Source organism: Nocardioides sp. JCM 18999 (assembly GCF_055391175.1).
In genome coordinates this window covers 2,205,902-2,230,567 of the sequence record NZ_AP043887.1, presented here as the reverse complement: position 1 = coordinate 2,230,567, position 24,666 = coordinate 2,205,902, and the positions used below count along the sequence as shown (strand labels likewise).

The following is a 24,666-nucleotide window of genomic DNA, read 5'->3' as shown; positions in this document are numbered from 1 at the left end:
CCGGAGCCGTTAGTTTCGTCCCATGAGCGTGGTGCAACTCGGGATCTGTGTCGGTGGTCTGCTTCGGACCTGGGACGACTCCGGCACGCAGCTGTGGGTGGTCGAGGACGACGCCGCTCTGGTCGCCCTGCAGGGCACCGGCGTGCTGGACCGGACCGAGCGCGGCGAGGATCGCTACCGGGAGGCCGGCGAGCTCGACCTCAGTGACCCGCAGGCGCCGCTGCTGCGGCTGGCCGGCGACGTGACGCTGAGCCTGGCTCCGGCGCAGGGGCAGGTCGCCCCGCGGGCCGACGCTCCGCAGGAGTTCGTCCGGGCGATCAACCAGGCCGTGCGCCACGTCGCGGAGAACTTCGAGTACCTGGTCGTCGAGATCGGTGGCCCGCAGGCGCCGCTCGAGCCGTACGCCTTCTTCGCCCTGCACGTCGACGACGAGGGCACGCAGCTGTCCACCGTCGAGGTCTGCCCGCCGCCGCGCGAGAGCACCCTGTGGGCGCAGCACGTCGCGGGCGGTGAGCCCGTGGTGTCGCTGAGCGCCCCGGCCAGTGCCGAGGCGATCGACATGGCGCCGTACTACCTCGCCGACGCCGTGCCCGGATGGGGCCTGCTGCCCTGGGACGTCGCCCTCACGTACGGCGTCCGGAGCTAGGCCCGAACTAGGCGATGTCGGCGTTCGCGTCGGAGGTCGGTGCCACACCGATCAGCCGGTCGCGCAGCTCGCACAGCACGGTGAGCTCGGTGGTGAACCGCGTGGTCGACTCGCCCACCCGGACGTCGTCGAAGTAGTGGTGCCGCATCGCGGCCCGCGCGATCCGGTGCTCGTCGTGGTCGAGCCGGTCCGCGATCAGAGCGCTGAGCGCGCCCAGGTCGATCAGGTCGCGGGAGTCGAGCACGTCGGCGACCCGGCTGACCGGGACCTCCTGGCGGAGGGCCTCGCCGTCGTGGTGCCGGTCGGTGATCAGGATCGGCTTGTCGGTGCGCAGGTAGAGCCAGTCCAGGCCGACCGAGGAGACGTCGGTGATCATGGCGTCGCAGACCGGCATCACCGCCAGGATGTCGCCCTCGAGCACGACCTCGTGGCCGGCCGCGGGGTCGGCCAGGGCGGCAGCCCCGATCCGCTCGAGGATGGCGCGGTGCCCCTCCGCGATCGCGGGGATCTGTGAGGTGGTCACCTTGGGGTGCGGCTTGTAGACCATCCGGACGTCGGGGGTGGCGAGGATCGCCTCCGTGATCTCGTCGCCGAACACGTCGACCGAGGTGTAGCAGTTGTAGTCCGCGTCGCCCTCCCAGGTCGGCGCGTACAGCACGGTGCGGCGCTCGGAGGTGCGCACGATCGGCTCGGGCTGCAGGTCCAGCTGCGGCCGTCCGATCCGGACCAGCTTGGTCGAGTCGAACTGGAGGAGGCCGCGCTCGATCCGCTGGGCCGCGGCCTCACCGGCGACGAAGACCCGGTCGTAGGCCTTGGCGTTGTTCGAGACCATCGAGTGCTTGTCGGACTCGCCGTGGTTGATGTGGACGTGCAGCATCCGGTTGTCGAGCAGGGACTGGAAGTTCCGCATCGAGTTGTTGCAGTACACGACGACCTTGGCGTCGAGCCGCGGGTACAGCTCGTGCAGGTCGTGGAACTCAGGGGCGCAGTGGACCGGCAACGTGGTCCGCTCGCGGACGATCGCGGCGGTCTCCGGGTCGCGGGTGACCACGCCCACCCGATGCGTGCTATCGACCTTTTCAAGCACCGGGATCCACTGCAGGAGCTGGTAGACGCGGGTCGCGTCGTCGGCGAAGTAGGCGATGACATCAAGGGTGGGGGGCTTCTGCACTCACGGATCCTAGGTCCAGCATGTTTCAAGTACCTACCTGAGGCCGTTCCGTGACCGTTCTGTTGCCAAAGGACCGAAGTGGGCCGCCAAAAGGCGGGACGAAAGACCTTGATCGCGCGTCGCCCCCGCCGATGGAGCCTGTGAGTCGAACGTCCTCGGTACAGTCCTGGGCAGGGGCCCGCTCGGGAGGGACGCGCGACGGAGGGGAAGGGCCTCGTGACGTCTGTGACGCGTGATGAGATGCATGACGAGCTGGTCGAACAGGTACGACTCGCCGATGCGGCACGCCGGCTGATAGCCGCCGTCGCCGGTGAGGAGGACCTCGACACGGTGATGCGCGACGTGCACGACGAGCTCGTGCACTGCTTCGGGCTCGCCTCGATCCGGTTGCGTCTCTTCGACGCACCGATCCTCCCGGTCGCGCGCCGATCCTCCGACGAGCCCGGCTCCCAGGCCTGGCCCGAGTCGATGGCGCTGCGCGCTGCCCAGGACCTGTGGACCCTGCAGCAGATCGCGGTGATCTCGCTCGGTGAGGACGACACCACCGGCAACGACCCGCGGTTCGACCCGCTGCGCCGTCGGCTGACCTCGGGATCGCTCTCCTCGGTGATGCTGGTGCCGCTCGGCATCGGCCAGGAGTGCCTCGGGGTCGCGCTGATGATGCGCGCCGACGGGGCCGCACCGTGGAGCTCCTACGAAGCCACCGCCGCCCGCGAGATCGGACGCGACCTGGGCCGGGTGGTCTCGAACGCCCGCGCCCGGACGCAGCAGCAACGGATCCTGGCCGAGCTCCAGGACGTCGACCGGGTCCGGGACCGGCTGATCGGCTCGGTCTCGCACGAGCTGCGCAACCCGCTGACCTCGATCGTCGGCCACCTCGAGCTGCTCCAGGAGGGTCTGCAGGACCCCGCCCAGGTCGAGGAGGTGCTGGCATTGGTGCTGCGCAGCGCCGAGCGGATGTCGACGGTCGTGGACGACCTCCTCGTGATGGCGCGGTCCGGAGCGATCACGCCCTCACCCGGCTCCGCCTCGGTCTCCCTGCCCGACGTGGTCCGCGAGAGCGCACTCCTGCTCGGCCCGATGGCCGCCGATCGCAACATCAGGATCGAGGTCGAGTCGCCGGGCGTCCCCGTCGTGGTCGTGGGTGACCACGGCCAGCTCGTCCGTGCTGTGCACAACCTGCTGAGCAACGCGATCAAGTACTCCCCGGAGGGATCGTTCGTGCTCGCCCGGATCCTGGTCGGGAAGCGCACCGCCGAGCTGGTGGTCCGCGACCAGGGGATCGGGATCAGCCCGGGGGACCAGGCGCTGCTCTTCACCGAGTTCTTCCGCTCCCAGCAGCCGGCCGTCCAGGCGCAGCCGGGCACCGGACTGGGTCTGGCGATCGTGGACCGGATCGTCCGCGCCCACGACGGCAGCATCGAGGTCGTCTCGGAGCCGGGGGAGGGCACCACCGTCCGGGTCGTGCTTCCGCTGGCGCCCTCGCCCTGAGCTCAGGAGGCAGCCTCGACGGGGGCCGCGTGACGCGGCACGTGCCGCTGCTGCGGGATCGGCACCACGCCGACGGCCGGCTCCGGCGGACCCGCGTGGGCGCCCCGGGAGTGGGCCAGGAACGAGTCGAGCAGCTCGTCGGGTCGGCCCGCGTGCGCCGCGAGAACGGCCGCGTCCGACTCCGCCGCCGTACGACGGCGCCGCCGGCGCATCACCGAGCCCAGCGCGACACCGGTGATCAGCACGGTGCCCACCGCTGCCGCGACGGCGATCTCGGTCTGGATCCGCACCACCGAGGTGCGCGAGGCCAACGCGGAGTGCAGCTCGCCGGCGGCGTCCGCCGCGGTGCCCGCGACCGCGGAGAACAGGTTGCCCCACTGCGCGAGGACCAGGCTCGGTCGTAGCCCGTCGGTCGTCCCGGTGGTCAGGATCTGCTCGACCGCCGGCGCCAGCGCCGCGTGCGCCTTCTCGACCGCGGCGGCCTTGAGCTCGACGCCGGTGCTGCTGGCGTCCCGGAACCGTTGGAAGGCCGCCGCCCAGCTGGCCTCCGCTCCGGCCAGCGCGGTCACCGTCGCCATCGAGGGCCGGGCGACGTCCGGTGCCAGGGCCGCCGCCAGGGCCGCGCGCTCGGCGAGCAGGGCGTTCGCCGCGACGCCGAGGTCGGCGAAGGAACGGCTGTGCCGGGCGAGGTCGTCCTCGCGTTGCGTCGGCAGGTGGGAGCCGAGGGCGCTCAGCCGGCCGATCAGCGAGGCGTACGCCGCCAGGCCCGCGTCGGTTCGGGCCCGGACCGTGAGGTCGGAGCGCAGCGGGTCGAGGTCGCCGACCCCGACGGCGAGGTCCTGGAGGTCGCGCTGCAGCGTCGGGTTCTCGGCCCCGGCCACACCGCCGAGCAGGCCCACCCACGATGCGGCCTCGGCGTCGGTCGCGATCCGGAGGCGGCCGAGCCGGGCCGTGTCGGAGCCTGCCTCGCCGGAGCTGATCGTCTCCGACTCGAGCCGCAGGCGGTCGGCGAGCCGCAGTCCGTCGGGGAGCACCGCCGCCAGTCGGGTCGCCTGAGCGAGGTGGCCGGTGTGATCGATCCCGTCGGTGGCGGCGACCGCTCCGAGGGCGACCACCGCCATCACTGGCAGGAACAACAGTGCACCCATCCGCGCTCGCCCGATGCCGCGCGTCGGAGTCACTCGGGGCGTCATACTCACGGCGCCCTCCTTTCGACCACTCCGCAGATGGGAGCATCGCCCACCCCCGTCGCACCAGGGTCCAGGTGGGTTTTGAGGACCTTCGTCCTCCGGGAACCACCCGCCTTGCTCAACTGCGCCGCTGGGGTGCCGATCGGAGCAGGCATGAGTGAGACCGTGATGGGTTCGGCGGATCTCGTCGACGCCGCGCCCGACGAGCTGCGTGAGCACTACGAGGTGCGGATGGCCGAGCGCCGGCGAACCTGGCACGAGGCCTGGGACCGGGCCGGCATGCTCCCGGTCCACCCGGAGGACGGCCTGGTCGAGGCGCACCGGTCGGCCTGGCACGAGGCCTGTTCGGCCGCCACCGGGGCCAACTCCGGGTGGGAGCCATCGCCCCTGGACGAGGCGCTCATCGAAGCGTTCCTGCTCAGCGCCCAGTTCCCGCTCTGGGTCTCGCCCAGCGCACCCGGCGAGGTGAACTGGGGCGACGTGCACGTCGCGCTCTACCGCCAGACCCGGCTCGCCGGCGACGTGACGCCCGTGACGCCGCTGGCGCAGCTCCTGCACCGGTCCCTGCGGATCGGGTTGCCCAAGACCCTCGACCGGGTCGTGCGCCGGGCCCAGGAGGCCGCCGAGTCCCTCGGCATGGCGGTCCACCCGTGAACCGGGCAGCGGTGATCGTGCTCGCGATCACGCTGCCGCTGCTCCTGGGATTCGCCACCCCGGCCCGAGCCGACGAGGCAGCCACCCCGGGGGCGGCGCGCCTGAGTCTGACGCCGGGACCGGCACGGGTCGTCGCTGACGGCGCCGTCACCGTCTCCGGAGCAGTGGCCGCACCGGCCGGTGGTCTGCTCGGTGGCCTCGGCACCGTCGTCGGGAGCCTCCTGGACGCGCTCCTGCGACCCCTCGCGCCGGTCTCCGGCCTCCCGGTGTCGCTGGAGCTGAAGACCCCCAACGGGTGGCTCGCCCTGGCCAGCGCCCGGACCGACGCCGCCGGCCGTTACACGCTCCGGGTGCCGACGTACTTCCTCGGCGCCCACCAGTGGCGGGTCAACGCCGCCAGGACGACGACCTCGGTCGCCACCCCCAGCGCGCCGTTCTCGCTCTCGGTCGGACCCGGCTACGCGCCGACCGGCTCGGCCCGCTCGTTCAAGCTGATGGCCGACGCCGGAGCGCGCTGGAACCCCTGCCAGGCGGTGCCGTACTACGTCAACCGGGCCGGCATGCCGCGCGGAGCGCTCGGCGTCATCGCCGCGGCCCTGCGTCAGGTCCGCGAAGCCAGCGGGATCAGCTTCCGGTACGCCGGCTCGACCCGCTCGCTCCCGTTCGGGGTCCGGTCGGCCGGCAACGGGCTGCCCGCGTCCGGGATCACGATCGCCTGGTCGACCCCGCGCCGCGTGACCGAGCTGCGCGGATCGACGATCGCGATCGCCGGCTCATCGACCCGCGTGACCCAGCGCGGTCCGTCCGACTTCCGCCAGCAGTACGTCGCCGGGGGACTGGTGGTGGACCGCACCGAGCACGTCGCGACCCGGATGGGTCGGGGCAAGACGCTGGGCTACGTGATCATGCACGAGATGGGCCACGTGCTCGGGCTCGCCCACGTCAAGGACGGTTCCCAGGTGATGGGGCCGTTCATGAACAGCCGCTCCTACACCCGCTACGGCGCCGGCGACCTGGCCGGGTTCGCCGCGGTCGGGCTGGGCAAGGGCTGCGTCTGAACCCGATCGACGGGGACCGTCAGCGGAACACCACGGTCTTGTGCCCGTTGAGCAGGATCCGGGTCTGGGCGTGCCAGCGCACCGCGCGGGAGAGCACCTGAGCCTCGACGTCCCGGCCCGACGCCACCAGGTCGGCAGCCGAGGCGCGGTGGTCGATCCGGACGATGTCCTGCTCGATGATCGGTCCCTCGTCCAGCTCGGCGGTGACGTAGTGCGCCGTCGCTCCGACGAGCTTGACCCCCCGCTCCCAGGCCTGGTGGTAGGGCCGGGCGCCCTTGAAGCTGGGCAGGAACGAGTGGTGGATGTTGATCGCCCGACCCTCGAGCCGGCGGCACAGGTCGTCGGAGAGGATCTGCATGTAGCGCGCCAGCACCACCAGGTCGATCTCGAGGTTGTCGACCAGCTTCATCAGCTCGGCCTCCGCCTCGGACTTGGTCGCGGCCGTGACCGGGATGTGGTGGAACGGGATCCCGTAGTGGTCGGCCAGCGGCTTGAGGTCGAGGTGGTTGGAGACGATGCCGGGGATCTCGATCGGCAGGGTGCCGGTGCTCCACCGGAAGAGCAGGTCGTTGAGGCAGTGCCCCTCCTTGCTGACCAGCAGCAGGGTGCGGTGCGGCCGGGCGGCGTCCCACAACGACCAGCTCATCGCGTAGCGCTGGGCGACCTCGGCGAAGTCGGCCTTCAGGTCTTCGGCGCTAACGGTCTCGTCGAGCATCTCGACGTGCACCCGCTGGAAGAAGCGCCCCGACTCGGGGTCGTTGAACTGCTCGGCCTCGACGATGTTGCCCGACCGCTCGGCGAGGAAGCCCGAGACGGTGTGGATCAGGCCGGGGGCGTCGGGGCAGTCGATCGTCAGGACGAACTGGGGGCGGGTCACGGGGGAGAAGTCTAGGGCGCCTGCCAGGATGTCACCGTGACGATCAACTACGACGGACGCGTATTCCGTCCGGTCAGTGGCACGGAGAACGCTGAGGTGTCCGCCGAGACCCTCTTCGTGTACCGCCAGGTCCGCAGCATCGTCACCGCCGCCTACCAGGGCGGCACCATCCAGGCGGGCCACCTGATCGGGCTGGTCAACCCTGCCGGCGTGCTCGACTTCCGGTACCACCAGGTCACCCTCGACGGTGACCTGCAGACCGGGACGTGCCAGTCGGTCCCCGAGATCCTCGAGGACGGACGGATCCGGTTGCACGAGACCTGGCAGTGGACCTCCGGTGACGGATCGAGCGGCACCTCGGTCATCGAAGAGGTGCCGCCGGCGGTCTGACCGGCAGCCGGGTGGGGCTCAGCCCTGGGAGATCTTCTCGATCAGCGCGGTCGTCGAGATCGCGGGGGTGCGGGGCAGGTAGACGACCTCGCAGATGTCGGAGAACTCGTCGAACCGGCCGGCCCAGTCGTCGCCCATCACCAGGACGTCGGCGCCGTGGGTCTCGATGTAGTGCCGCTTGAGCTCCAGGCTCTCCTCGACGAACACCTGGTCGACGCCCTTGAGCGCGCCGACGATCGCGAGCCGCTCGCCCTCGGAGAACACCGGGGAGCGGCCCTTCTTGCGCAGGTTCAGCGCATCGGCGGAGACGCCGACGACGAGCCGGTCGCCGTAGGAGGCGGCGCGCTCGAGGATGCGGAGGTGCCCGACGTGGAAGACGTCGAACGTTCCAAAGGTGATGACAGTTCGCGACACGCGGTGCATCGTCGCATGCTCCCATCGACCCGGCAGAATCGAAACCATGCTGCTGGTCGAGTCGCCCGCCGACGTCGTACGACGACGCGCACTGCGCCGGATGCGGACGATCGCGACGGGTCTGCTCTGCTTCGCCGCCGTCGTCTACCTGCTCACCCTGGACGCCACCGGAGGCTGGGGTTTCGTCAACGCCGGCGCTGAGGCGTCGATGGTCGGCGCGATCGCCGACTGGTTCGCGGTCACCGCCCTGTTCCGCCACCCGCTCGGGCTGCCGATTCCGCACACCGCGCTGATCCCGCGTCGCAAGGACGAGCTCGGGCAGGGGTTGGAGGACTTCGTCGGCGAGAACTTCCTGAACGAGGCGGTCATCCGCGAACGGATCGCCGACGCCACCCCGGCGCTGCGGGTGGCGACCTGGCTCAGCGACCCGGTGCACGCCCGGTCGCTGGTCGACGAGGTCTCCACCGTCGCCGCGGCCGGGTTGGCTCGGGTCCGGGACGAGCACATCGAGGCGCTGCTGGCCGAGGGGGTGTTCCCGCGGTTGCGCGAGGAGCCGGTGGCACCACTGATCGGCGGCCTGCTGGCCGACGTCGTCGAGGACGACCTGCAGCGCGGTCTGGTCGACCTCGGCCTGGCCGAGCTGCACGCCTGGCTGGTCGCCAACCCGGCCACCGTGACCGACGTCCTCGAGGAGCGGGCGCCGTGGTGGACCCCGAACGCGCTCAACCACGGCGTCGCGCTGCGGATCCACGCCGAGGTGGTGCGGTGGATCGAGGACATCCAGGCCGACCCGCACCACCGTGCCCGGGACGCCTTCGACTCGTGGCTCATTCAGCTGGCCGCGAACCTGGAGACCGATCCGCCGACCCAGGAACGGGCGGAGCGGCTCAAGGAACGGCTGCTCGAGCACCCGCAGGTGCTCACCTCCAGCATCTCGCTGTGGAACGCGCTGCGCCGAGCGTTGACCGCCTCGCTGCAGGACCCCGACGGCGCGGTCCGGGCGCGCCTGGCTGTCGAGGTGCAGGGGTTCGCCCGCAGCGTCCTGGACGACACCGAGCTTCGCACCCGCCTCGACACGCTCGTCGCTGACGGCGCCGTGTTCATCGTCGAGCGGTACGGCTCGGAGGCGACGGCCGTGATCACCCACACGATCGAGCGGTGGGACGGCAAGGAGGCCTCGGACCGGATCGAGCTCCACGTCGGCCGGGACCTGCAGTTCATCCGGATCAACGGCACCATCGTCGGCGGTCTGGTCGGCGTGGGGATCCACACCGTCTCCGTCCTCGTCACCTGAGTCTCGCCGTCTGAGGGCGGTGGCCCTCCGTGTGATGGAATTCAGGCATGGCCCTGTTCCAGCGACGCAAGAAGACCCCCGAGACCGTCGCTGAGACGCCCATCGCCGAGCCCGTTCCGATCACGGGCGACGTCATCCGGCTCGGGCAGTTCCTCAAGCTCGCCAACTTCGTCGACGACGGGGTCCGGGCCAAGGCCGTCATCCAGGCCGGTGAGGTCCTGGTCAACGGCGAGGTGGAGACCCGACGCGGACGCCAGCTCGGCATGGGGGACGTGGTCCAGCTCGGGAGCCAGCTCGCGACGCCGGTCGACGGGGAGCAGTTCGAGGACGACCTGCCCTGGTGAGCCTCGGCTAGTCAGCCGACCCGGACCAGCAGGATCCGGTCGTCGTTCGCGCCGGGGGTGGCGCGTCCGTCCCGGTTGCTGGTCGTCACCAGCAGCGTGGCGTCGTCGAGGGCGAGCACGCTGCGCAGTCGGCCGTAGCGGCCGTTGAGGAAGTCCTGCGGCTTCCCCGCCGTCTCGCCGTTCAGGGGGATCCGCCACAGCCGCTCACCCTGGAGCGCGGCCATCCAGACGGCACCGCTGGCGATCGCGATCCCGCTGGGGCTGTCCTCCTCGGTGCCCCACTCGGCGACCGGCCCGGTGAAGCGCGAGTCGGAGGTGCTGCCCTCGGTCTCGGGCCAGCCGTAGTCCTGGCCCGCCTGGATCAGGTTGAGCTCGTCGAAGGCGTGGCTGCCGAACTCGCTGGCCCACAGCCGTCCGTCGCTGTCGAAGGCGAGCCCCTGGACGTTGCGGTGCCCCAGCGTCCAGACCACGGAGCCCGCGTCCGGGTTCCCCGGCGCCGGTTCCCCGTCGGGCGTCATCCGCAGGATCTTGCCGCCGAGCGAGTCCGGATCGGGGGCCAGCGACGGCACCCCTGCCTCGCCGGTGCTGGCGTAGAGCATGCCGTCGGGGCCGAAGGCCAGCCGCCCGCCGTTGTGGTGCACCCCGTGCGGGATGTCGGTGACGATCGGGTGCCAGGTGCGCAGGTCGGTGCTCCAGGCGATCCTGTTGTCGTCGCGGGTCGAGTAGTAGGCGTAGACCCGTCCGGCATCCCCGTCAGCGGCGTACGTCGGCGCGACGGCGAGGCCGAGCAGACCGCCCTCGCCGAACTCGTCGACGTTGCTCACCGACTGCGGCACCCGGCCGACCGTGTCGATCCGCCCGGTGTCGGGGTCGAGCCGGTGGATCCGACCGTCGTCCCGGGTGCTGACCAGGACCTCGCCCGAGGGCAGCAGGGCCAGGCCCCAGGGCACGTCGAGACCGCGGGCCAGCGTGCGGACCACGCGGGCACCGGGTTTCGCCGTCGCGGACGGGCTCGGGGTCGTCGTCGAGGAGCTCGTCGCCGGCGGTGACGAGGCAGGAGACGACGGAGCTGCGCTGGGCTCCGACGTGCACCCCGCGAGGAGTGCGGCGATCGGGAGCGCGATCAGCGCCCGACGCATCGGATCAGCCGACGGCCAGCAGGTCGACGACGAAGATCAGGGTCTCGTTCGGCTTGATCACGCCGAGGTCGCGCGAGCCGTAGCCGAGGTGCGGCGGGATGACGAGCTGGCGGCGACCGCCGACCTTCATCCCCTGCACGCCCTGGTCCCAGCCGGCGATGACCTGGCCGGAGCCGAGCCGGAACTGGAGCGGGTTGCCGCGGTTGTAGGAGGCGTCGAACTCCTCACCGGTGCTCAGGGCCACGCCGACGTAGTGGACCGACACCGGCTTGCCGGCGACGGCCTCATCGCCCTCGCCGACGGTGATGTCGGTGATGACGAGGTCCGACGGCGGGGTCGGGTCGACGAACTCGATCTCAGGCTTCTCTGCCATTCCCATGCGCGCCACCCTACTCGTGACGGCCACGCAGGTGCGTGACCGTGCCGGGCCCGGTGGTCGGCTGGTCGGGGTCACCGATCGTCGCCGACGTACCGAGGAAGGAGAGCGCCGCCTCGTGCAGGTGGCCGTTGCTGGCCAGGGCGTTGCCGCCCCACGGGCCGGGGGAGCCGTCCAGGGAGGTGAAGGTCCCGCCCGCCTCGGTGACGATCGGCACCAGGGCGGCCATGTCGTAGAGCGCGAGCTCCGGCTCGGCGGCCAGGTCCACGGCGCCCTCGGCGAGCAGCATGTAGGACCAGAAGTCGCCGTACCCGCGGGTCCGCCAGACGCGTCGCATCAGGGCGAGCATCCCGTCGAGGTTGCCCTGCTCCTCCCACTCGGCGAGGTCGGAGTAGGCGAGCGAGGCGTCGTCGAGGCGGCGCACGTCGGAGACCTGCAGCCGGGTCGGCTTGAGCAGCGACTTCCCGGTCCAGGAGCCCTGCCCCTTCGCGGCCCACCAGCGGCGGCCGAGCTGCGGGGCCGAGACCACCGACATCACGACCTCGTCCTCGACCGCGAGCGCGATCAGGGTCGCCCAGACAGGCACGCCGCGGACGTAGTTCTTGGTGCCGTCGATCGGGTCGATGATCCACCGCCGCGACGAGGTGCCGGTGGTGCCGGTCTCCTCGCCGGTGATCGCGTCGCGGGAGCGGGCCCGGCCGAGGGTGCGACGGATCGCCTCCTCGACGGCCTGGTCGGCGTCGGAGACCGGGGTGAGGTCGGGCTTCGTCATGACGTGCAGGTCGAGCGCCTTGAACCGGTCGTTGCTGATCGAGTCAGCGTCGTCGGCCAGCAAGTGCGCCAGACGCAGGTCGTCGGTGTAGTCCACTGCGTCATTCGCCACGGGCGCAGCCTAGTAGTCAGTGGTGCTGCGCGCCGCCAACAGGCGTCGGAACGAGGTGACGCGTTCCGGATCGGCCTCGCCACGGGTGATCGCCTCGTCGAGTCCGCACTCGGGTTCCTCGGCGCCGTGCGTGCATCCGCGCGGGCACTCCTCGGTCATCTCGTCGAGGTCGGGGAAGGCCTCGATCAGGTGTCCCGGCTCGACGTGGGCGAGCCCGAAGGTGCGGATGCCGGGGGTGTCGATGATCGCGCCGCCGCCGGGCAGCTGCAGCAGCAGGGCCGAGGTCGAGGTGTGCCGTCCGCGACCGGTGACCGCGTTGACGTGCCCCACCTCGCGCGAGGCACTCGGGACGAGCGCGTTGACCAGCGTCGACTTGCCCACGCCCGAGTGGCCGAGCAGCACCGAGGTGCGGCCGGCGAGCTGCTCGGCGAGGTCGGCCACGCCGTGCTGGTCCGTCTCCGAGCGCATGTTCCCGGTGACCACCCAGCGCACACCGAGGCTGCGGTAGGTGCTGAGCAGCACCTCGGGGTCGGCGAGGTCGGACTTGGTCAGCACCAGCAGCGGACTCATCCCGGAGTCGTACGCCGCCACCAGGGCGCGGTCGATCAGTCCGTGCCGCGGCTCCGGATCGGCGAGTGCGGTCACCACGACGAGTTGCTCGGCGTTGGCCACGATCACGCGCTCGACCGGGTCGTCGTCGTCGGCGGTGCGACGCAGCACGGTGCTGCGCGGCTCGACCTCGACGATCCGGGCCAGCGCCCCGTCGACGCCGGAGATGTCACCGACCACGCGGACGTGGTCGCCCACGACGACGCCCTTGCGGCCCAGCGGACGCGCCTTGACCGCCCAGATCTGGCGGTCCTCGACGATCAGGGTGAAGCGACCACGGTCGACGGTGACGACGATCCCCTCGACGGCGTCGTCGTACGTCGGACGGTCCTTCGTGCGCGGACGGGTGCGGCGGCGGGGACGGTCGTAGTGCTCGACGTCCTCGGTCGAGTACCGAGCGTTGTTCCGCGCCACCCCGGGTCAGGCCTCGAACAGGTTCGCCCAGAACGGGCCGAAGTCGGTGAAGGTCTTGGAGGTCGTGGCGATGTTCTCCACCACGATCCCGTCGACCGCGGCGCCGATCAGCACACCGGCGTGAGCCATCCGGTGGTCGGCGTAGGTGTGGAAGGTGCCGCCGTGCAGCGGCGCCGGGGTGATGGTCAGTCCGTCCTCGTGCTCGACCACGTCGGCGCCGAGGGCGCTCAGCTCGGTGGCCAGTGCGGCGAGCCGGTCGGTCTCGTGACCGCGGATGTGGGCCACCCCGGTCAGCCGGCTCGGCGTGGTCGCGAGGGCGCACAGGGCGGCGATCGCCGGAGTGAGCTCGCCGACGTCGTGCAGGTCGGCCTCGAGGCCGAGCAGCGTGTCGGGGCCGGTGACGCTCAGCCCCTCGGAGGTGAGCTCGACGCGACATCCCATCCGGGCGAGCAGGTCGCGCAGGGAGTCGCCGGCCTGGGTGGTCTGGGCGGGCCAGTCCTGGACGGTCACGGTGCCACCGGAGATCGCGGCTAGCCCCAGGAACGGAGCGGCGTTGGAGAGGTCGGGCTCGATCCGGTGGTCCACGGCCTTCACCGGTCCCGGCTCGATCCGCCAGGTGCCCTCGCCGGTGATCACCTCGACGCCGTGGGCGGCGAGCATCTCGACGGTCATGTCGATGTGCGGCTGGGAGGGGATGGAGCCGCCGACGTGGACGATCTCGATCCCGTCCTCGTACCGGGCCCCGGCGAGCAGGAGCGCGGAGACGAACTGCGACGAACCGCTCGCGTCGACCGTCACCCGGCCGCCACGGACGCGGCCCGAGCCAGCGATGGTGAAGGGCAGCGCGTCTCCGGTCACGTCGACGCCGAGGTCGCGCAGCGCCGTCAGGATCGTTCCGACCGGCCGGGTCCGCATGTGCTCGTCGCCGTCGAAGGCGATCGTCGCGTCGGTCAGCGCCGCGATCGGCGGGACGAACCGCATCACGGTGCCGGCCAGACCGACGTCGATCGTGGCCTCGCCGGCACTGGTGCCGGGCACGACGTGCCAGTCAGGCCCATCGGTGTCGACCTGGGTCCCCAGCGCCCGCAGCGCCTGCGCCATCAGCAGCGAGTCACGCGAACGCAGCGCCCGGTGCACGGTCGACGGCCCGTCCGCGATCGCGGCCAGGATCAGCGCGCGATTGGTGATCGACTTCGACCCGGGCAGCGTGACGGTCGCGTTGACGGGGTGCAACGCACGAGGCGCGGGCCAGAGATCCACCTGCCCAGCCTATCGAGGAGTGCAGGAAGGCGCCTTCAGCCCCATAACATCGCGCGGTGCGACTCCTCGGACGCCTCAAGCGGCTCGGCAACGTGGTGTATCTCGTGATCTGGCCCGTCCTCGCGGTGTTCTGCCTCCTCATCCTCATGCTCTCGCTTCCCGAGGCGGTGAAGGCTGACAGGGTCGAAGGCTTGCGAGGCACGTACGCCGTCACGCACGTGGAGTCGTGCGGGCGCTGGCACAGGGACCAGTGCTTCGAAGGAACCTTCACCAGCGCCGACGGCACCGTCGAGCTCGAGCGCGTCACCTTCGACGGAGACGTCGACCACGTCGGCCAGGTGGTCCAAGCCCAGTCCCTTCCGGAGGCGTTGTCCGGCAGTGGGGTCTTCTCCTTGAACCCGCACGGCGTCCTCTACACCTTGCTGCTCGCCTTCGCAGCGTGGGCTTGGCTGGCGTACTGGGTCTGGAAGGTCCTGATCGCCCCGCACCGTGTCAGAAGCTGATCGGCCGACTCGTCTGGTGCGCGGCCCGGCGTAGCCGGCGCCCGCTCAGCGGCAGATCCGTACGAGTCACAACTTCTTGTCCTCGCGTGAGTAGGCGTACCAGCCACCACCGGGAATGATCCCGTCCGGATACTGGGCCGCAATCTCTCGCAGGCGGAGGAGGCCCGGGTCGACCGGCAGTTCTGGGGCGTCGCAGGGCAACAACTGGTAGTAGCTGTAGACGAGGAAACGCTGGTCCTCCGGTTGATTCAGAACGAGCCCTCGCACGTGATCCGCGGCCGACTCGACCACGACCCACCACATCGAAACGAGGTCACCCCACTCCTCCCGTGTCATGACAATCTCGACCACGGCCGGAGTTCCGTCGGCCCTTTGAGCGCTGACAACAAGGCCATACGGGTCGCGCGCCTCCACCACTCCCAACGAGCCCAGGACGTCGGTCAGCACGGTCCACCACGGGTCAGGTTCGACGCTCACGACCTGAGGCTCTCACGATCTGGCAGACCAGTCGGCGGCATCCGCTCATCGGCAGAACAGTTCACTGCGATGCGGCATGGTCGAACGTTTCGTCAAGGTCTGCCCGTGAATAGCCAGTCGCTCTCGGCCCGGTTCGGGGAAACGACAGCCGAGCGGACGTTCGGGATCCTCGGACTGATCGCGGTCACGATCGCTGTCGGATCGCGTCTCCTTGACCTGGGTGACGCACCGTTCGTCGCGGCTTGGGGATTCGCTGTGGTCTCGATCGTGTCCTGGAATCTTCTGGTGTTCATGCGCCGTCGACGCGAGCAGCCGTAACCAGTCGCCGTCAGAAGCGGGGAATGACCGAGGGCCACGTTCGGGACGGGGCGATGAACGGCCTCGGACGGGTGGAGCCGGTCGGGCCCCCTACGCTCATCGCCAGGACCGCGCATAGCGCGGCATGGTCCGGCGTTTCAGGTCTCGTCGAGCAGCGTGCCGGTAAAGGAATCCAGTTCGCGGAGACGCGTTTCCCATGGGCGATCGCGTTCGTCAGCCAAAGGTTCCGGGAGCCAAAAGGTGCGCGCCCCGTCTGGTAGCCAGAGACTCACGCCCTTGCCGCCATCCCAGATATCCACGTGTAGGCCGCGATGTCGGTCCCGGCCTTCGCCATGCACAACGACCACCGAACCGGGACCCGGCGGCGTGAACTCGCCGCACCAAGGCTCGAAAAAGTAGAACGACGCGGTTACGTCCGTCCAGCCGGTCGCGGTGGGGTCGAAGGCCGCCTTACCCGTTGACCGCACACCTCCCGGCCGCCTGAACCTCCGCATACTCGCCATCATTTCACGAGCGCCTTGCCACGACCGATCCATCGACATGAGCGTGTGGAGCAGCGGCCCAGGACCGATTCGCGGCAGGGTCAGTTCGCGAAGCTGATCGGTGTGGTGCCGTCCCGGGTACGGAGCAGCAAGTCACCAGTCGGTGTGCGCCACAGGTACATCCCGGCCGCGAGGCGGGCATACGTCCAGTCGGTGAAGGTCTTCAACCGGTGGTGATACCTGCACAAGGGTGCGAGATTCGATGAACGAGTCTGGCCGGGTGGGCCGTCCTTGTCATAGGCGTTGATGTGATCCAGGTCCGCCTTCCGCGCCCGCTTGTTGCAGTACGGATGCGCACACGTCGTCTGTGTGAGGAACAGTTGCTCGCGCTGCTTGGTCGAGGGGGCGTACGGGTTGCGGATCAGGTCCTCGTTCAGGTCGATCACCGGCCGCACGATCACCTTGCTCGCACCGGAGAGCCATTCCTTGACCCGAGCCACGGGCACGAGGGTGTCGGGTTGCTCGAGGCGTGCCCACGCTTGCATGGTCTGGTCGGCATCGAGGTGGATGTAGAGGTTCGCATCCCGCGCTGTCGAAGGCGCCACGGTCAGATCACCGGCGAGGATGCGGCGGGCGATGATCCCCACCGCCCGGGCCCGACGCACATCCAGACTCTCTTCCGACCCGGCTTGCTTCAGTTCTTCCGCGACCATGGCGACCGCGGTGTCGAAGTCGATCGCATCCGGGAGGTCGAGGCAGGCGTAGGTGTCGGCCACACCGTTCTGGTTCAACGCCGCCGACTCGGCGTGGACCTCGACCTTGCGTGATTCGGCAGCCGCTTCGGCACGACGTGCTGCCTCATCGGGGTCGAACCGCGTCAACGCCTCCGTGATCAACCGGGTCAGGGTGGTGTGGCCGACCTTCTCGAACCGGTACGCCAGCTGGGCATCCATCCACGCCGCCCCCTCAAGCGAGAGGGGTCGGGTCGCGGCAGCGACCAGGCGGGCCTTCCAGACCGGGAGGTGTTCCTCCCACAACCGGTCGAAGATCTTCGGCAGCCGGTAGGCGAGCTCGAGAGCGTCCCCGATCCACAGGCGCGCCTGCGCATCACTCATCCCCAACGCGACTGCCATCTCGGCGATCGCATCCTCCCTCACCAGTGGAGTGCCTTCACCGGCGAGCGGGATGTCGTGGAGCAGATCCAACAGTGCCGGCCCGCGCCCGAACGAGACGCCAGGGCCGGACTCGGGGCCGTGGGCTTCAGCCCAGTCCACGGTGTGCAACAGAGCTGAGACTTCAGCCGCGGCCATCATCTGCCGCGTGTTGGCGACCATCGCCAACGGGTCATCGACAGGGAAACCGGCGGTCGGACCCAGGCCGCGACCAGCCTTAGACCCCTCGTCGAACACCGGCTCCTCCATACCCCGAACCTAGACGGCACCACCGACAAAACCGTGCTCACCTCTTCCGGTCCTCCACGAGCGCTGCTCTCATGGTTTCCATGAGTGAGAACCCTCCGTCCTCCAGCCCGTCGACCGCGCGCGCTGACGGCGCCGTTCGCATCATCGGCATCGTCGTCGCGATCCTCGGAGTGGTCTTCGTCGTCGCCGGCATCACGACGTACGCAACCGTCTCCATGACCCTCGCCGACGAGCACATCGTCGTGTCGGACGACGCCGCCCACTTCGCGGGGAAGGAGGTGAAGGGACCGTTCACCGCCTACGCGCAGGCGGAGGTGATCGCGAAGCACGCCCTGGAGATCGGTGGGGGCAAGACCTACTCCGAGCTTCCCCAGGACGACCCGAACCGCGACGCCGTGATGACCGCGTCGTTCCTGCGAGCGAGCCTGTTCACCTCCGTCGTCGCCTTCGGTGTCGCGGCGTTCGTGGCTGTGATCGGTGTCGTGCTCGCCCTGCTGGGCTGGGCGCTCCTCCGTCTCCAGCGGGTGCCGCGACAGCCCTAGGCTGGCCCCATGTGCGGCCGTTACGCCTCGAGCAAGTCAGCCGGTGAGCTGATCGACGAGTTCGAGATCGACGAGGTCCGGACCCTGACCGAGCTGGCGCCGAGCTACAACGTCGCGCCGACCGACGAGGTCTACATCGTCGCCGAACGTGCCCCGGACAAGCAGCAGCCCGACGTCCTGACCCGTCAGCTCCGCTCGGTGCGGTGGGGCCTGGTGCCGTCGTGGTCCAAGGACCGCAAGGGCGGCGCCCGGATGATCAACGCCCGGATGGAGACCGTCGCGGAGAAGCCGGCCTTCCGGCGGGCGTTCGCCGCCCGACGCTGCCTGGTCCCGGCCGACGGCTACTTCGAGTGGTACGTCGCCGAGAACGGCTCCAAGCAGCCGTTCTACATCCACCCCGACGACGGCTCGTCCCTCGCGATGGCCGGTCTGTACGAGATCTGGCGCGACCCGACGATCGCCGACCCCGACGACCCCGGCGCGTTCCTCTGGACCTGCACCGTGATCACCACCAGCTCGACCGACGCGCTGGGTCGGATCCACGACCGGATGCCGCTGCTGGTTCGGCCCGAGGAGTGGGGGCACTGGCTCGGCGCAGGACAGGTCGGGCTCGACCTGCTCACCCCGGCGACCGACCTGCGCGCCTGGCCCGTCTCGACGGCCGTCGGCAACGTGCGCAACAACGGGCCCGAGCTCGTCCGACCGCTCGCCGAGGAGGCCTGATGACGCTCTCTCCGGTCGAAGTCCCCGTCCCCACCTCGTACGGCGACGGGCGGCTGGTCCGCTGGGAGGCACCGAGCCCCACCGTGACGATCGTGCTCAGCCACGGAGCCGGGGCCGGGATCGACACCCGCGACCTCGCAGCGATCGCAACCCAGCTCCCCGAGCGCGGGATCAGCGTGCTGCTGTTCGAGCAGCCGTGGCGGGTGGCGGGCCGTCCACTCGCCGGTGCTCCGGCCACGCTCGACGTCGGTCTCCGGGCCGCGGTCGAGGTGGCGGACGTCGAGGGTCCGCTCATCGTCGGAGGACGGTCCGCCGGTGCCCGCTCGGCGGTCCGGACGGCACGGGAGGTCGGAGCCGTGGGGGCTGTGGCGCTGGCGTTCCCGCTGCACCCGCCCGGCAAGCCGGAGCGCTCGCGCGCCGACGAGCTCGCTGCGGCCGGGGTCCCCACGCTGGTGGTCCAGGGGGAGCGGGACACCTTCGGTCGCCCCGAGGAGTTCGATCTCGCCGTGCTGCCGCACGTCGAGCTCGCCACCGTGCCGGGCGCCGACCACGGCTTCAAGGTGCCGGTGCGGCACGAGACGACCCAGGAGGAGGCCCTCGCGAGGATCGTCGACGCGGTCGCGGAATGGACGGGCCGTTTTGTCGGTTGAACCCGACATGACCCTCCTGCTGGAACGACCCGACGTAGGCTGGTCCCTGATGTCTGACACCGAGACCCTGACCCAGGACCAGCGCTTCGAGCGAGATGCGCTGCCGTACCTCGACCAGCTTTACTCCGCCGCGATGCGGATGACCCGGAACCCGGCCGATGCCGAGGACCTGGTCCAGGAGACCTTTGCCAAGGCCTTCTCGTCGTTCCACCAGTTCAAAGAGGGCACCAACCTCAAGGCCTGGCTCTACCGGATCCTGACCAACACCTTCATCAACTCCTATCGCAAGAAGCAGCGTGAGCCGCAGAAGTCGATGTCGGAGGACGTGGAGGACTGGCAGCTCGCCCGAGCCGAGTCGCACACCTCGACCGGACTGAAGTCCGCCGAGATGGACGCGCTCGAGCACCTGCCCGACTCGCAGGTCAAGGACGCCCTGCAGAAGCTTCCGGAGGAGTTCCGGCTGGCTGTCTACCTCGCCGACGTCGAGGGCTTCGCGTACAAGGAGATCGCCGAGATCATGGACACTCCGATCGGGACCGTCATGTCCCGCCTGCACCGAGGGCGTCGCCAGCTGCGCGACTTGCTCAGCGACTACGTCAAGGAGTCCGTCGCATGAGCGAGCACCAGCACGACGGCGCCGCGCACCCCACCACGGCGGAGTGTGTCGACTACTTCGAGCGGATCGTGTCGTTCATCGACAACGAGCTCGAGGCGGCCGACTGTGCCGCGGTCCGGGAGCACCTCGACTCCTGCAACCCCTGTCTGGAGCGGTACGACCTGCAGCGCACGGTGAAGGCCGTCGTGGCGCGTTCGTGCAGCGAGACCGCGCCGACCGAGCTCCGTGAGCGGGTGCTGCTCCGCCTGCAGCAGGTCCGCATCGAGGTCACCCACGAGGCCTGATTGGCGTTCTGTCCGGTCGGTTTGAGAGAATCGACGGAAGACCACCAGGAGGAACACCATGGGCAAGACCGGACGCAAGCGTCGGGCACGCAAGAAGAAGGGCGCGAACCACGGCAAGCGCCCCAACGCCTGAGCAACACTGAGTAAAAGGCCCCGCGATCCGCGGGGCCTTTTCTTGTTCAGCGCAGGTTCGGGTCGATCTCGCGCAGCACGTCGACCAGCAGCAGGACCAGGTCCGGTCGGCCCGCGAAGGTCCGTCGGCCCACTGAGACGTGCAGGTAGAGCGCCCGCAGGAAGGTCTGGGCGTTGCTGGCCGCTGCGCCTCCGCTGAGCGCGCCGGTGCCGAGGCGGAGCACCCACGACTCGATCAGGTCCATCGCCACGACGTCGCGACGCAGCACCGTCATGGCGGCGTCGGCCAACGCGTCGACCTCGGCCAGGCGGAACCCGGCGTCGGTGGTGCTCAGCGCCCGGTCGGCGACCACGTCGAGGACGACGGTGAGCTCAGGTCCGCTGAAGTGCGCCGAGCGGGCGAGGGAGGCCAGTGCCGCCCCGCCGGGGGCGACGGCCCGCAGGTCCGGGTCGGTGAGCACCCAGGAGACCAGCAGGTCGCCCCACTCGAGCACCTTGCCGGGAGCCAGCAGCGCCAGGCGGTTGTCCCGGTCCAGGCAGGCCGCCAGGACCGAGGCGGACGAGGCGCGTCGGACGGCGGCGTCGCGTCCGGCCGGCCAGGCCGGGCTCAGTCCGGCGCGGAGCCCGGAGGTCATCCCGTCGCCCAGACCGGCGAGCAGGTCGTCGTACACGCCCTCGCCGATCCACCGGATCAGCGTGGGGGCGGCGATCTCGCGGAACGCCGGATCCGGGTCGCCGAGCATCGCGGTCAGGTCGGCGGTGAGGTCGCCCAACGGGCGGTCGGCGGGCACCGTCCCCCCGTCCGCGAGCACACCTGCCCAGTACGACCCCGATATCGCCATGGGCACCATCCTAAACTGCTCCGGTGCCCTCTCTGACCGAGCTCGTGCGCTCGCACACGGACCTCGACGACGCCGATGTGGCCTGGCTCCACCTGCTGATGGCGGACTGGCAGATCGTCGCCGACCTGAGCTTCGCCGACCTGGTCCTCTGGCTCCCGGACCGCGACGGACAGGGCTTCTGGGCCGCCGGCCAGATCCGCCCGACCACCGGCCCGACGGCGTACGTCGACGACGTGCTGGGCACCTTCGTGCCGGTCGGGCGGCGTCCGCTGCTCGACGTCGCCTGGCGCGAGGGGCGCTTGGCCCGCGAGGGCGACCCGGAGTGGCGCGACGACGTCCCGGTGCGACTGGAGTCGATCCCGGTACGTCGCTCGGGCCGGGTGATCGCGATCGTGGACCGCAACACCAACCTGCTCGGCGTCCGGACCCCGTCGCGGCTGGAGCTGACCTACCTGCGCTCGGCCTCGGACCTGTCCCGGATGATCGCCAGCGGGCACTTCCCGTCGGCGGCCCAGCGCAGCGACGACGCCGACACGCCCCGGGTGGGGGACGGGTTCGTCCGGCTCGACCAGGAAGGATCGGTGGAGTACGCCAGCCCGAACGCCCAGTCGGCGTTCCGCAAGCTGGGGCTGCACGGCGACCTCACCGGGAAGTCGCTCGCCGAGACCACCCGCGAGCTGGTCCCGCAGCGCAAGCACATCGACGAGGAGACCCTCAGCGCGGTCCTGGGCGGGCGTTCCTTCCGGGACGCCGAGATCGTGAGCCAGGACGTCTCGCTGGTGGTCCGCTCGCTGCCGCTGCGACCCGACGGCACGCCGATCGGCGCGATCGTGCTGGTCCGCGACGTCTCGGACCTGCGCCGCCGCGATCGGGAGCTGGTCACCAAGGACGCGACCATCCGGGAGATCCACCACCGGGTGAAGAACAACCTGCAGACCGTCGCAGCGCTGCTCCGGCTCCAGGCCCGGCGGATCTCCTCACCGGAGGCGAAGGCGGCTCTGGAGGAGGCGGTCCGTCGGGTCGGGTCGATCGCGCTCGTGCACGAGACCCTCTCCCAGGCGGTCGAGGAGGTCGTCCCGTTCGACGAGATCGCCGACCGGATCAGTGTCGCCCTCGGTGAGGTCGGTGGGGTCGGCGCGGTCTCGGTCCGGGTCAGCCGCGAAGGCAGCTTCGGCGGGCTCGACGCCGAGGTCGCGACGCCGCTCGCGATGGTCCTGACCGAGCTGTTGCAGAACGCGGTCGAGCACGCCTACCCGGGCGGGGTCGAGCAGCGGCTGCACGGTCAGATCCGGATGGTCGTCGACCGCAACGACGCGGGCCTGACGGTCCGGGTGCTCGACGACGGCGTCGGGTTGCCCGACGGATTCGATCTGGCGACGGCGACGAACCTGGGTTTGACGATCGTGACGACTCTGGTCGAGTCGGAGCTCGGTGGGCGGATCACCATGGGGAACCACCCCGATCGGGGAGCTCAGGCGGAGATCTGGGTGCCGCTCTCCTGAGGGAGACTCAGGCGGTGCGGACGCGGGCGCGGGCGTTGCGGCGCTTGAGAGCGCGACGCTCGTCCTCGGAGAGGCCACCCCAGACACCGTGGTCCTGGCCGGCCTCGAGGGCCCACTGCAGGCACTGGTCGCGCACCTCGCAGCGGCGACAGACAGCCTTGGCCTCTTCGATCTGAAGGATGGCCGGACCGGTGTTCCCGATGGGGAAGAACAGTTCCGGGTCCTCGTCGAGGCACGCCGAAATGTGACGCCAATCCATGGGTAAGGAAACCTCTTCCTACAAAAGTTCAGTGTGCGGGCGGCGCTGGATCATCAGCGCCGCGGGCTCGGGGCGTGCGGATGTGAACGCGTTCACGAGCGCTCATCAAGAGTTCCAGTTCCAGCCGTTGGACACAAGGGTCGTTGGCCGTGTGTTTCGTCACTGTTTCGTGCACGGTAGTCCCGAAATAGGTCTTGGCGATACCCGGGCTAGGCTGACGCGGTGAATCTGACCGCCCTGCCTCGCCCGCTCCGGTTGACAGTAGCCGTTGTTGCGCTCCAGGTCATCGCCCTGATCGCGCTGGCTGTCTGGCAGCTGATCAACCTCGAGAGCCACCGGGTCGCGATGGGACTCACCAGTGCGGCGTTCTTCCTGCTGGTCGCGGCGGCGCTCAGCGCCTGCCTGTGGGGGCTGAGCCGGCTCAACTCGATCGCCCGCAGCCCGATCGTGCTGGCCGAGCTGATCAACCTCGGCCTGGCCTGGAGCTTCCACGAGACGCCCGCGGTCGGGATCCCGTTGCTGCTCGCCTCGATCCTCGCGCTGGTCGGGATCTTCGCCCCGGCCAGCCTGCAGGCGCTCGAGCCTGCTCCCGAGCGGTAGACCCTCGGTCAGGCGTCGCCGTCCGGGCCGAGTCCGTGGCGCAGCTGGGCGAGCGTCCGGCTGAGCAGCCGGGAGACGTGCATCTGGGAGATCCCGATCTCGGCGGCGATCTCGCTCTGGGTCAGGTTGCGGAAGTAGCGCAGCACCAGGATCCGCTTCTCCCGCTCGTCGAGCTCGTCCAGCAGCGGACGCAGCGAGGCCCGCAGCTCGACCAGGTCGAGATCCTCGTCCTCGCTGCCGAGTGAGTCGGCCAGGCTCGGACCCTCGTCCGTGTCCGCCGCCTCGAGGCTGATCGTCGCCCAGGCGTTGCCGGACTCGAGCGCCTGGAGGACCTCCTCGGAGCTCACCCCGAGGGCCGCCGCCAGCTCGGAGACGGTGGGGGAGCGCCCCAGGGTCTGGGTCAGTCGGGCCGTCTCGGCGGTGACCTGCGCGCGCAGCTCCTGGAGCCGGCGCGGGATCCTGATCGCCCAGCCCTTGTCGCGCAGGTGCCGCTTCAGCTCGCCGACGATCGTCGGGGTGGCGTAGGTGGAGAACTCGAGACCGCGCTGGACCTCGAACCGGTCGATCGCCTTGATCAGGCCGACCATCCCGACCTGGACCAGGTCCTCGTAGGACTCGCCCCGGTGCTGGAACCGTCGGGCCAGGTGCTCGACCAGGGGGGCGTGCCGCACGACCATCTCGGCCCGCGCGTCGTCCCGCGCGCCGTCGGGCCTCATCCGGTGAACTGGCTCCCGACGGCGCTCGTCGTCACCAGCGACACGGTCATCCGGTCGTCGGTCACGGCGGAGGTCGCCTCGGCGAGGGAGGCCAGCAGGGTCCACGCGAAGGAGGACTCGTCAGGGGGGAGGGGAGTCGGGGTGAGCAGCGAGACGTCGGTGCGCAGTCGGCCGGGTCCGAGCCAGAAGCCCGCCTCGAGCCGATCACCGGGACGGGCCGCCTCGAGGGCGACGGCCGCGGCCTCGCCGACAGCCATCCGGAGGTCCTCGATCTCCTCGAGGGTGAAGTCGAGCCGGGCTGCCAGGCCCGTCGCCGTGGTGCGGAGCACCGCGACGTACGCGCTCTGGGCCGGCAGCCTCAGCTCGACATCAGGGGTCGTCATGACCGG

32 protein-coding genes are annotated in these 24,666 nt (G+C 70.4%); 16 read left to right on the top strand and 16 right to left on the bottom strand.

Annotated elements, in window-relative coordinates:
• Positions 1-22: 22 nt before the first annotated feature.
• On the top strand, positions 23-646 hold the full coding sequence (locus ACZ5J1_RS10875; RefSeq protein WP_464558619.1) for a hypothetical protein: 624 nt from the start codon (positions 23-25) through the stop codon (positions 644-646).
• Between the two features lie 7 nt (positions 647-653).
• On the opposite strand, the gene ACZ5J1_RS10870 is transcribed toward ACZ5J1_RS10875, so the two are convergent.
• Complete coding sequence (locus ACZ5J1_RS10870) at positions 654-1,817, bottom strand: CDP-glycerol glycerophosphotransferase family protein (protein WP_464558617.1); 1,164 nt, start codon at positions 1,815-1,817, stop codon at positions 654-656.
• 240 nt (positions 1,818-2,057) lie between these two features.
• On the opposite strand from ACZ5J1_RS10870, the gene ACZ5J1_RS10865 reads away from it, so the two are divergent.
• Positions 2,058-3,308, top strand: a complete 1,251-nt coding sequence (locus ACZ5J1_RS10865) for a GAF domain-containing sensor histidine kinase (protein WP_464558615.1) — start codon at positions 2,058-2,060, stop codon at positions 3,306-3,308.
• Positions 3,309-3,310: 2 nt separating this feature from the next.
• Here the strand turns inward: ACZ5J1_RS10865 and ACZ5J1_RS10860 are convergent, their stop codons facing one another.
• A complete protein-coding gene (locus tag ACZ5J1_RS10860) occupies positions 3,311-4,501 on the bottom strand; it encodes a nitrate- and nitrite sensing domain-containing protein (protein WP_464564776.1) in 1,191 nt (396 codons plus the stop codon).
• A 150-nt stretch (positions 4,502-4,651) separates the two neighbouring features.
• On the opposite strand from ACZ5J1_RS10860, the gene ACZ5J1_RS10855 reads away from it, so the two are divergent.
• Together ACZ5J1_RS10855 and ACZ5J1_RS10850 are read left to right on the top strand one after the other, a co-directional pair.
• Positions 4,652-5,152 carry a hypothetical protein gene (locus tag ACZ5J1_RS10855; RefSeq protein WP_464558613.1) on the top strand — a complete coding sequence of 167 codons (501 nt, stop codon included), beginning with the start codon at positions 4,652-4,654 and terminating at the stop codon, positions 5,150-5,152.
• Positions 5,149-6,210, top strand: a complete 1,062-nt coding sequence (locus tag ACZ5J1_RS10850) for a matrixin family metalloprotease (protein ID WP_464558611.1) — start codon at positions 5,149-5,151, stop codon at positions 6,208-6,210. Before ACZ5J1_RS10855 ends, ACZ5J1_RS10850 begins: the two co-directional genes overlap by 4 nt.
• A gap of 19 nt (positions 6,211-6,229) precedes the next feature.
• Here the strand turns inward: ACZ5J1_RS10850 and purU are convergent, their stop codons facing one another.
• Positions 6,230-7,087 (bottom strand): formyltetrahydrofolate deformylase, encoded by an 858-nt coding sequence (gene purU, locus ACZ5J1_RS10845; RefSeq protein ID WP_464558609.1) that lies wholly within the window; start codon positions 7,085-7,087, stop codon positions 6,230-6,232.
• A gap of 36 nt (positions 7,088-7,123) precedes the next feature.
• On the opposite strand from purU, the gene ACZ5J1_RS10840 reads away from it, so the two are divergent.
• A complete protein-coding gene (locus ACZ5J1_RS10840; RefSeq protein WP_464558607.1) occupies positions 7,124-7,477 on the top strand; it encodes a hypothetical protein in 354 nt (117 codons plus the stop codon).
• A gap of 18 nt (positions 7,478-7,495) precedes the next feature.
• Here ACZ5J1_RS10840 and ACZ5J1_RS10835 read toward each other — a convergent pair whose 3' ends face one another.
• Positions 7,496-7,891 carry an FAD synthase family protein gene (locus ACZ5J1_RS10835; RefSeq protein ID WP_464558605.1) on the bottom strand — a complete coding sequence of 132 codons (396 nt, stop codon included), beginning with the start codon at positions 7,889-7,891 and terminating at the stop codon, positions 7,496-7,498.
• Positions 7,892-7,937: 46 nt separating this feature from the next.
• Between ACZ5J1_RS10835 and ACZ5J1_RS10830 the strand changes: the two genes are divergently transcribed.
• Positions 7,938-9,185: a DUF445 domain-containing protein gene (locus ACZ5J1_RS10830; protein ID WP_464558603.1), complete on the top strand. Its 1,248-nt coding sequence runs from the start codon at positions 7,938-7,940 to the stop codon at positions 9,183-9,185.
• 101 nt (positions 9,186-9,286) lie between these two features.
• Positions 9,287-9,529, top strand: coding sequence for an RNA-binding S4 domain-containing protein (locus ACZ5J1_RS10825; protein ID WP_464564774.1), 243 nt, complete (start codon positions 9,287-9,289; stop codon positions 9,527-9,529).
• An 11-nt stretch (positions 9,530-9,540) separates the two neighbouring features.
• Here the strand turns inward: ACZ5J1_RS10825 and ACZ5J1_RS10820 are convergent, their stop codons facing one another.
• Genes ACZ5J1_RS10820 through aroA form a run of 5 tightly spaced genes read right to left on the bottom strand, consistent with a single transcriptional unit; the run spans position 9,541 to position 14,210 of the window.
• On the bottom strand, positions 9,541-10,668 hold the full coding sequence (locus ACZ5J1_RS10820; RefSeq protein WP_464558601.1) for a PQQ-dependent sugar dehydrogenase: 1,128 nt from the start codon (positions 10,666-10,668) through the stop codon (positions 9,541-9,543).
• Between the two features lie 4 nt (positions 10,669-10,672).
• Positions 10,673-11,041: an FKBP-type peptidyl-prolyl cis-trans isomerase gene (locus ACZ5J1_RS10815; RefSeq protein WP_464564772.1), complete on the bottom strand. Its 369-nt coding sequence runs from the start codon at positions 11,039-11,041 to the stop codon at positions 10,673-10,675.
• Positions 11,042-11,057: 16 nt separating this feature from the next.
• Positions 11,058-11,927, bottom strand: a complete 870-nt coding sequence (hisN, locus tag ACZ5J1_RS10810; RefSeq protein ID WP_464558599.1) for a histidinol-phosphatase — start codon at positions 11,925-11,927, stop codon at positions 11,058-11,060.
• Between the two features lie 9 nt (positions 11,928-11,936).
• Complete coding sequence (rsgA, locus tag ACZ5J1_RS10805) at positions 11,937-12,950, bottom strand: ribosome small subunit-dependent GTPase A (protein ID WP_464558597.1); 1,014 nt, start codon at positions 12,948-12,950, stop codon at positions 11,937-11,939.
• Positions 12,951-12,956: 6 nt separating this feature from the next.
• Positions 12,957-14,210 carry a 3-phosphoshikimate 1-carboxyvinyltransferase gene (aroA, locus tag ACZ5J1_RS10800; RefSeq protein ID WP_464558595.1) on the bottom strand — a complete coding sequence of 418 codons (1,254 nt, stop codon included), beginning with the start codon at positions 14,208-14,210 and terminating at the stop codon, positions 12,957-12,959.
• A 56-nt stretch (positions 14,211-14,266) separates the two neighbouring features.
• Here aroA and ACZ5J1_RS10795 point away from each other — a divergent pair, with 56 nt between their 5' ends.
• Positions 14,267-14,713: a hypothetical protein gene (locus ACZ5J1_RS10795; protein WP_464558593.1), complete on the top strand. Its 447-nt coding sequence runs from the start codon at positions 14,267-14,269 to the stop codon at positions 14,711-14,713.
• A 66-nt stretch (positions 14,714-14,779) separates the two neighbouring features.
• Here ACZ5J1_RS10795 and ACZ5J1_RS10790 read toward each other — a convergent pair whose 3' ends face one another.
• The 3 genes from ACZ5J1_RS10790 to ACZ5J1_RS10780 form a co-directional block, all read right to left on the bottom strand.
• Positions 14,780-15,190: a hypothetical protein gene (locus ACZ5J1_RS10790; RefSeq protein ID WP_464558591.1), complete on the bottom strand. Its 411-nt coding sequence runs from the start codon at positions 15,188-15,190 to the stop codon at positions 14,780-14,782.
• Between the two features lie 455 nt (positions 15,191-15,645).
• Entirely contained in the window at positions 15,646-16,044 is a 399-nt protein-coding gene (locus tag ACZ5J1_RS10785) for a hypothetical protein (RefSeq protein WP_464558589.1), read from the bottom strand.
• A 47-nt stretch (positions 16,045-16,091) separates the two neighbouring features.
• Entirely contained in the window at positions 16,092-17,399 is a 1,308-nt protein-coding gene (locus ACZ5J1_RS10780) for an HNH endonuclease signature motif containing protein (protein WP_464558587.1), read from the bottom strand.
• 92 nt (positions 17,400-17,491) lie between these two features.
• On the opposite strand from ACZ5J1_RS10780, the gene ACZ5J1_RS10775 reads away from it, so the two are divergent.
• The 6 genes from ACZ5J1_RS10775 to ACZ5J1_RS10750 are packed head-to-tail and all read left to right on the top strand — an operon-like array spanning position 17,492 to position 20,359.
• Complete coding sequence (locus tag ACZ5J1_RS10775; RefSeq protein WP_464558585.1) at positions 17,492-17,953, top strand: aromatic ring-opening dioxygenase LigA; 462 nt, start codon at positions 17,492-17,494, stop codon at positions 17,951-17,953.
• 9 nt (positions 17,954-17,962) lie between these two features.
• Positions 17,963-18,676 (top strand): SOS response-associated peptidase, encoded by a 714-nt coding sequence (locus ACZ5J1_RS10770; RefSeq protein WP_464558583.1) that lies wholly within the window; start codon positions 17,963-17,965, stop codon positions 18,674-18,676.
• A complete protein-coding gene (locus ACZ5J1_RS10765; protein WP_464558581.1) occupies positions 18,676-19,326 on the top strand; it encodes an alpha/beta hydrolase family protein in 651 nt (216 codons plus the stop codon). Before ACZ5J1_RS10770 ends, ACZ5J1_RS10765 begins: the two co-directional genes overlap by 1 nt.
• Positions 19,327-19,333: 7 nt before the next feature.
• Positions 19,334-19,942, top strand: coding sequence for a sigma-70 family RNA polymerase sigma factor (locus ACZ5J1_RS10760; RefSeq protein WP_464558579.1), 609 nt, complete (start codon positions 19,334-19,336; stop codon positions 19,940-19,942).
• Positions 19,939-20,226, top strand: coding sequence for a mycothiol system anti-sigma-R factor (gene rsrA, locus ACZ5J1_RS10755; protein WP_464558577.1), 288 nt, complete (start codon positions 19,939-19,941; stop codon positions 20,224-20,226). The genes ACZ5J1_RS10760 and rsrA overlap by 4 nt, the downstream gene beginning before the upstream one ends.
• 58 nt (positions 20,227-20,284) lie before the next feature.
• Entirely contained in the window at positions 20,285-20,359 is a 75-nt protein-coding gene (locus ACZ5J1_RS10750; protein WP_369759046.1) for a 50S ribosomal protein bL37, read from the top strand.
• A gap of 46 nt (positions 20,360-20,405) precedes the next feature.
• Here ACZ5J1_RS10750 and ACZ5J1_RS10745 read toward each other — a convergent pair whose 3' ends face one another.
• Complete coding sequence (locus tag ACZ5J1_RS10745) at positions 20,406-21,200, bottom strand: DUF2785 domain-containing protein (protein WP_464558575.1); 795 nt, start codon at positions 21,198-21,200, stop codon at positions 20,406-20,408.
• Between the two features lie 23 nt (positions 21,201-21,223).
• Here ACZ5J1_RS10745 and ACZ5J1_RS10740 point away from each other — a divergent pair, with 23 nt between their 5' ends.
• The gene (locus ACZ5J1_RS10740) at positions 21,224-22,702 is read left to right on the top strand and encodes a sensor histidine kinase (protein WP_464558573.1); all 1,479 of its coding nucleotides are present in this window, start codon (positions 21,224-21,226) and stop codon (positions 22,700-22,702) included.
• A gap of 7 nt (positions 22,703-22,709) precedes the next feature.
• Here the strand turns inward: ACZ5J1_RS10740 and ACZ5J1_RS10735 are convergent, their stop codons facing one another.
• Positions 22,710-22,961 carry a WhiB family transcriptional regulator gene (locus tag ACZ5J1_RS10735; RefSeq protein WP_464558571.1) on the bottom strand — a complete coding sequence of 84 codons (252 nt, stop codon included), beginning with the start codon at positions 22,959-22,961 and terminating at the stop codon, positions 22,710-22,712.
• Between the two features lie 222 nt (positions 22,962-23,183).
• On the opposite strand from ACZ5J1_RS10735, the gene ACZ5J1_RS10730 reads away from it, so the two are divergent.
• Positions 23,184-23,561 (top strand): hypothetical protein, encoded by a 378-nt coding sequence (locus ACZ5J1_RS10730; protein WP_464558569.1) that lies wholly within the window; start codon positions 23,184-23,186, stop codon positions 23,559-23,561.
• Between the two features lie 8 nt (positions 23,562-23,569).
• On the opposite strand, the gene ACZ5J1_RS10725 is transcribed toward ACZ5J1_RS10730, so the two are convergent.
• Entirely contained in the window at positions 23,570-24,277 is a 708-nt protein-coding gene (locus ACZ5J1_RS10725) for an RNA polymerase sigma factor SigF (protein WP_464558567.1), read from the bottom strand.
• Positions 24,274-24,660, bottom strand: coding sequence for an anti-sigma factor (locus tag ACZ5J1_RS10720; RefSeq protein ID WP_464558565.1), 387 nt, complete (start codon positions 24,658-24,660; stop codon positions 24,274-24,276). The genes ACZ5J1_RS10725 and ACZ5J1_RS10720 overlap by 4 nt, the downstream gene beginning before the upstream one ends.
• Between the last annotated feature and the right edge of the window lie 6 nt (positions 24,661-24,666).

Bases quoted from the DNA above. Each gene is read 5' to 3' on its own strand.
- ACZ5J1_RS10815 (WP_464564772.1), bottom strand. From the start codon at position 11,041: ATGGCAGAGAAGCCTGAGATCGAGTTCGTCGACCCGACCCCGCCGTCG.
- ACZ5J1_RS10855 (WP_464558613.1), top strand. From the start codon at position 4,652: ATGAGTGAGACCGTGATGGGTTCGGCGGATCTCGTCGACGCCGCGCCC.
- ACZ5J1_RS10860 (WP_464564776.1), bottom strand. From the start codon at position 4,501: ATGACGCCCCGAGTGACTCCGACGCGCGGCATCGGGCGAGCGCGGATG.
- ACZ5J1_RS10770 (WP_464558583.1), top strand. From the start codon at position 17,963: ATGTGCGGCCGTTACGCCTCGAGCAAGTCAGCCGGTGAGCTGATCGAC.
- ACZ5J1_RS10775 (WP_464558585.1), top strand. From the start codon at position 17,492: ATGAGTGAGAACCCTCCGTCCTCCAGCCCGTCGACCGCGCGCGCTGAC.
- ACZ5J1_RS10765 (WP_464558581.1), top strand. From the start codon at position 18,676: ATGACGCTCTCTCCGGTCGAAGTCCCCGTCCCCACCTCGTACGGCGAC.
- ACZ5J1_RS10725 (WP_464558567.1), bottom strand. From the start codon at position 24,277: ATGAGGCCCGACGGCGCGCGGGACGACGCGCGGGCCGAGATGGTCGTG.
- ACZ5J1_RS10720 (WP_464558565.1), bottom strand. From the start codon at position 24,660: ATGACGACCCCTGATGTCGAGCTGAGGCTGCCGGCCCAGAGCGCGTAC.
- ACZ5J1_RS10865 (WP_464558615.1), top strand. From the start codon at position 2,058: ATGCATGACGAGCTGGTCGAACAGGTACGACTCGCCGATGCGGCACGC.
- ACZ5J1_RS10820 (WP_464558601.1), bottom strand. From the start codon at position 10,668: ATGCGTCGGGCGCTGATCGCGCTCCCGATCGCCGCACTCCTCGCGGGG.
- ACZ5J1_RS10735 (WP_464558571.1), bottom strand. From the start codon at position 22,961: ATGGATTGGCGTCACATTTCGGCGTGCCTCGACGAGGACCCGGAACTG.
- ACZ5J1_RS10745 (WP_464558575.1), bottom strand. From the start codon at position 21,200: ATGGCGATATCGGGGTCGTACTGGGCAGGTGTGCTCGCGGACGGGGGG.
- ACZ5J1_RS10785 (WP_464558589.1), bottom strand. From the start codon at position 16,044: ATGGATCGGTCGTGGCAAGGCGCTCGTGAAATGATGGCGAGTATGCGG.
- rsrA (WP_464558577.1), top strand. From the start codon at position 19,939: ATGAGCGAGCACCAGCACGACGGCGCCGCGCACCCCACCACGGCGGAG.
- ACZ5J1_RS10830 (WP_464558603.1), top strand. From the start codon at position 7,938: ATGCTGCTGGTCGAGTCGCCCGCCGACGTCGTACGACGACGCGCACTG.
- ACZ5J1_RS10875 (WP_464558619.1), top strand. From the start codon at position 23: ATGAGCGTGGTGCAACTCGGGATCTGTGTCGGTGGTCTGCTTCGGACC.
- ACZ5J1_RS10760 (WP_464558579.1), top strand. From the start codon at position 19,334: ATGACCCTCCTGCTGGAACGACCCGACGTAGGCTGGTCCCTGATGTCT.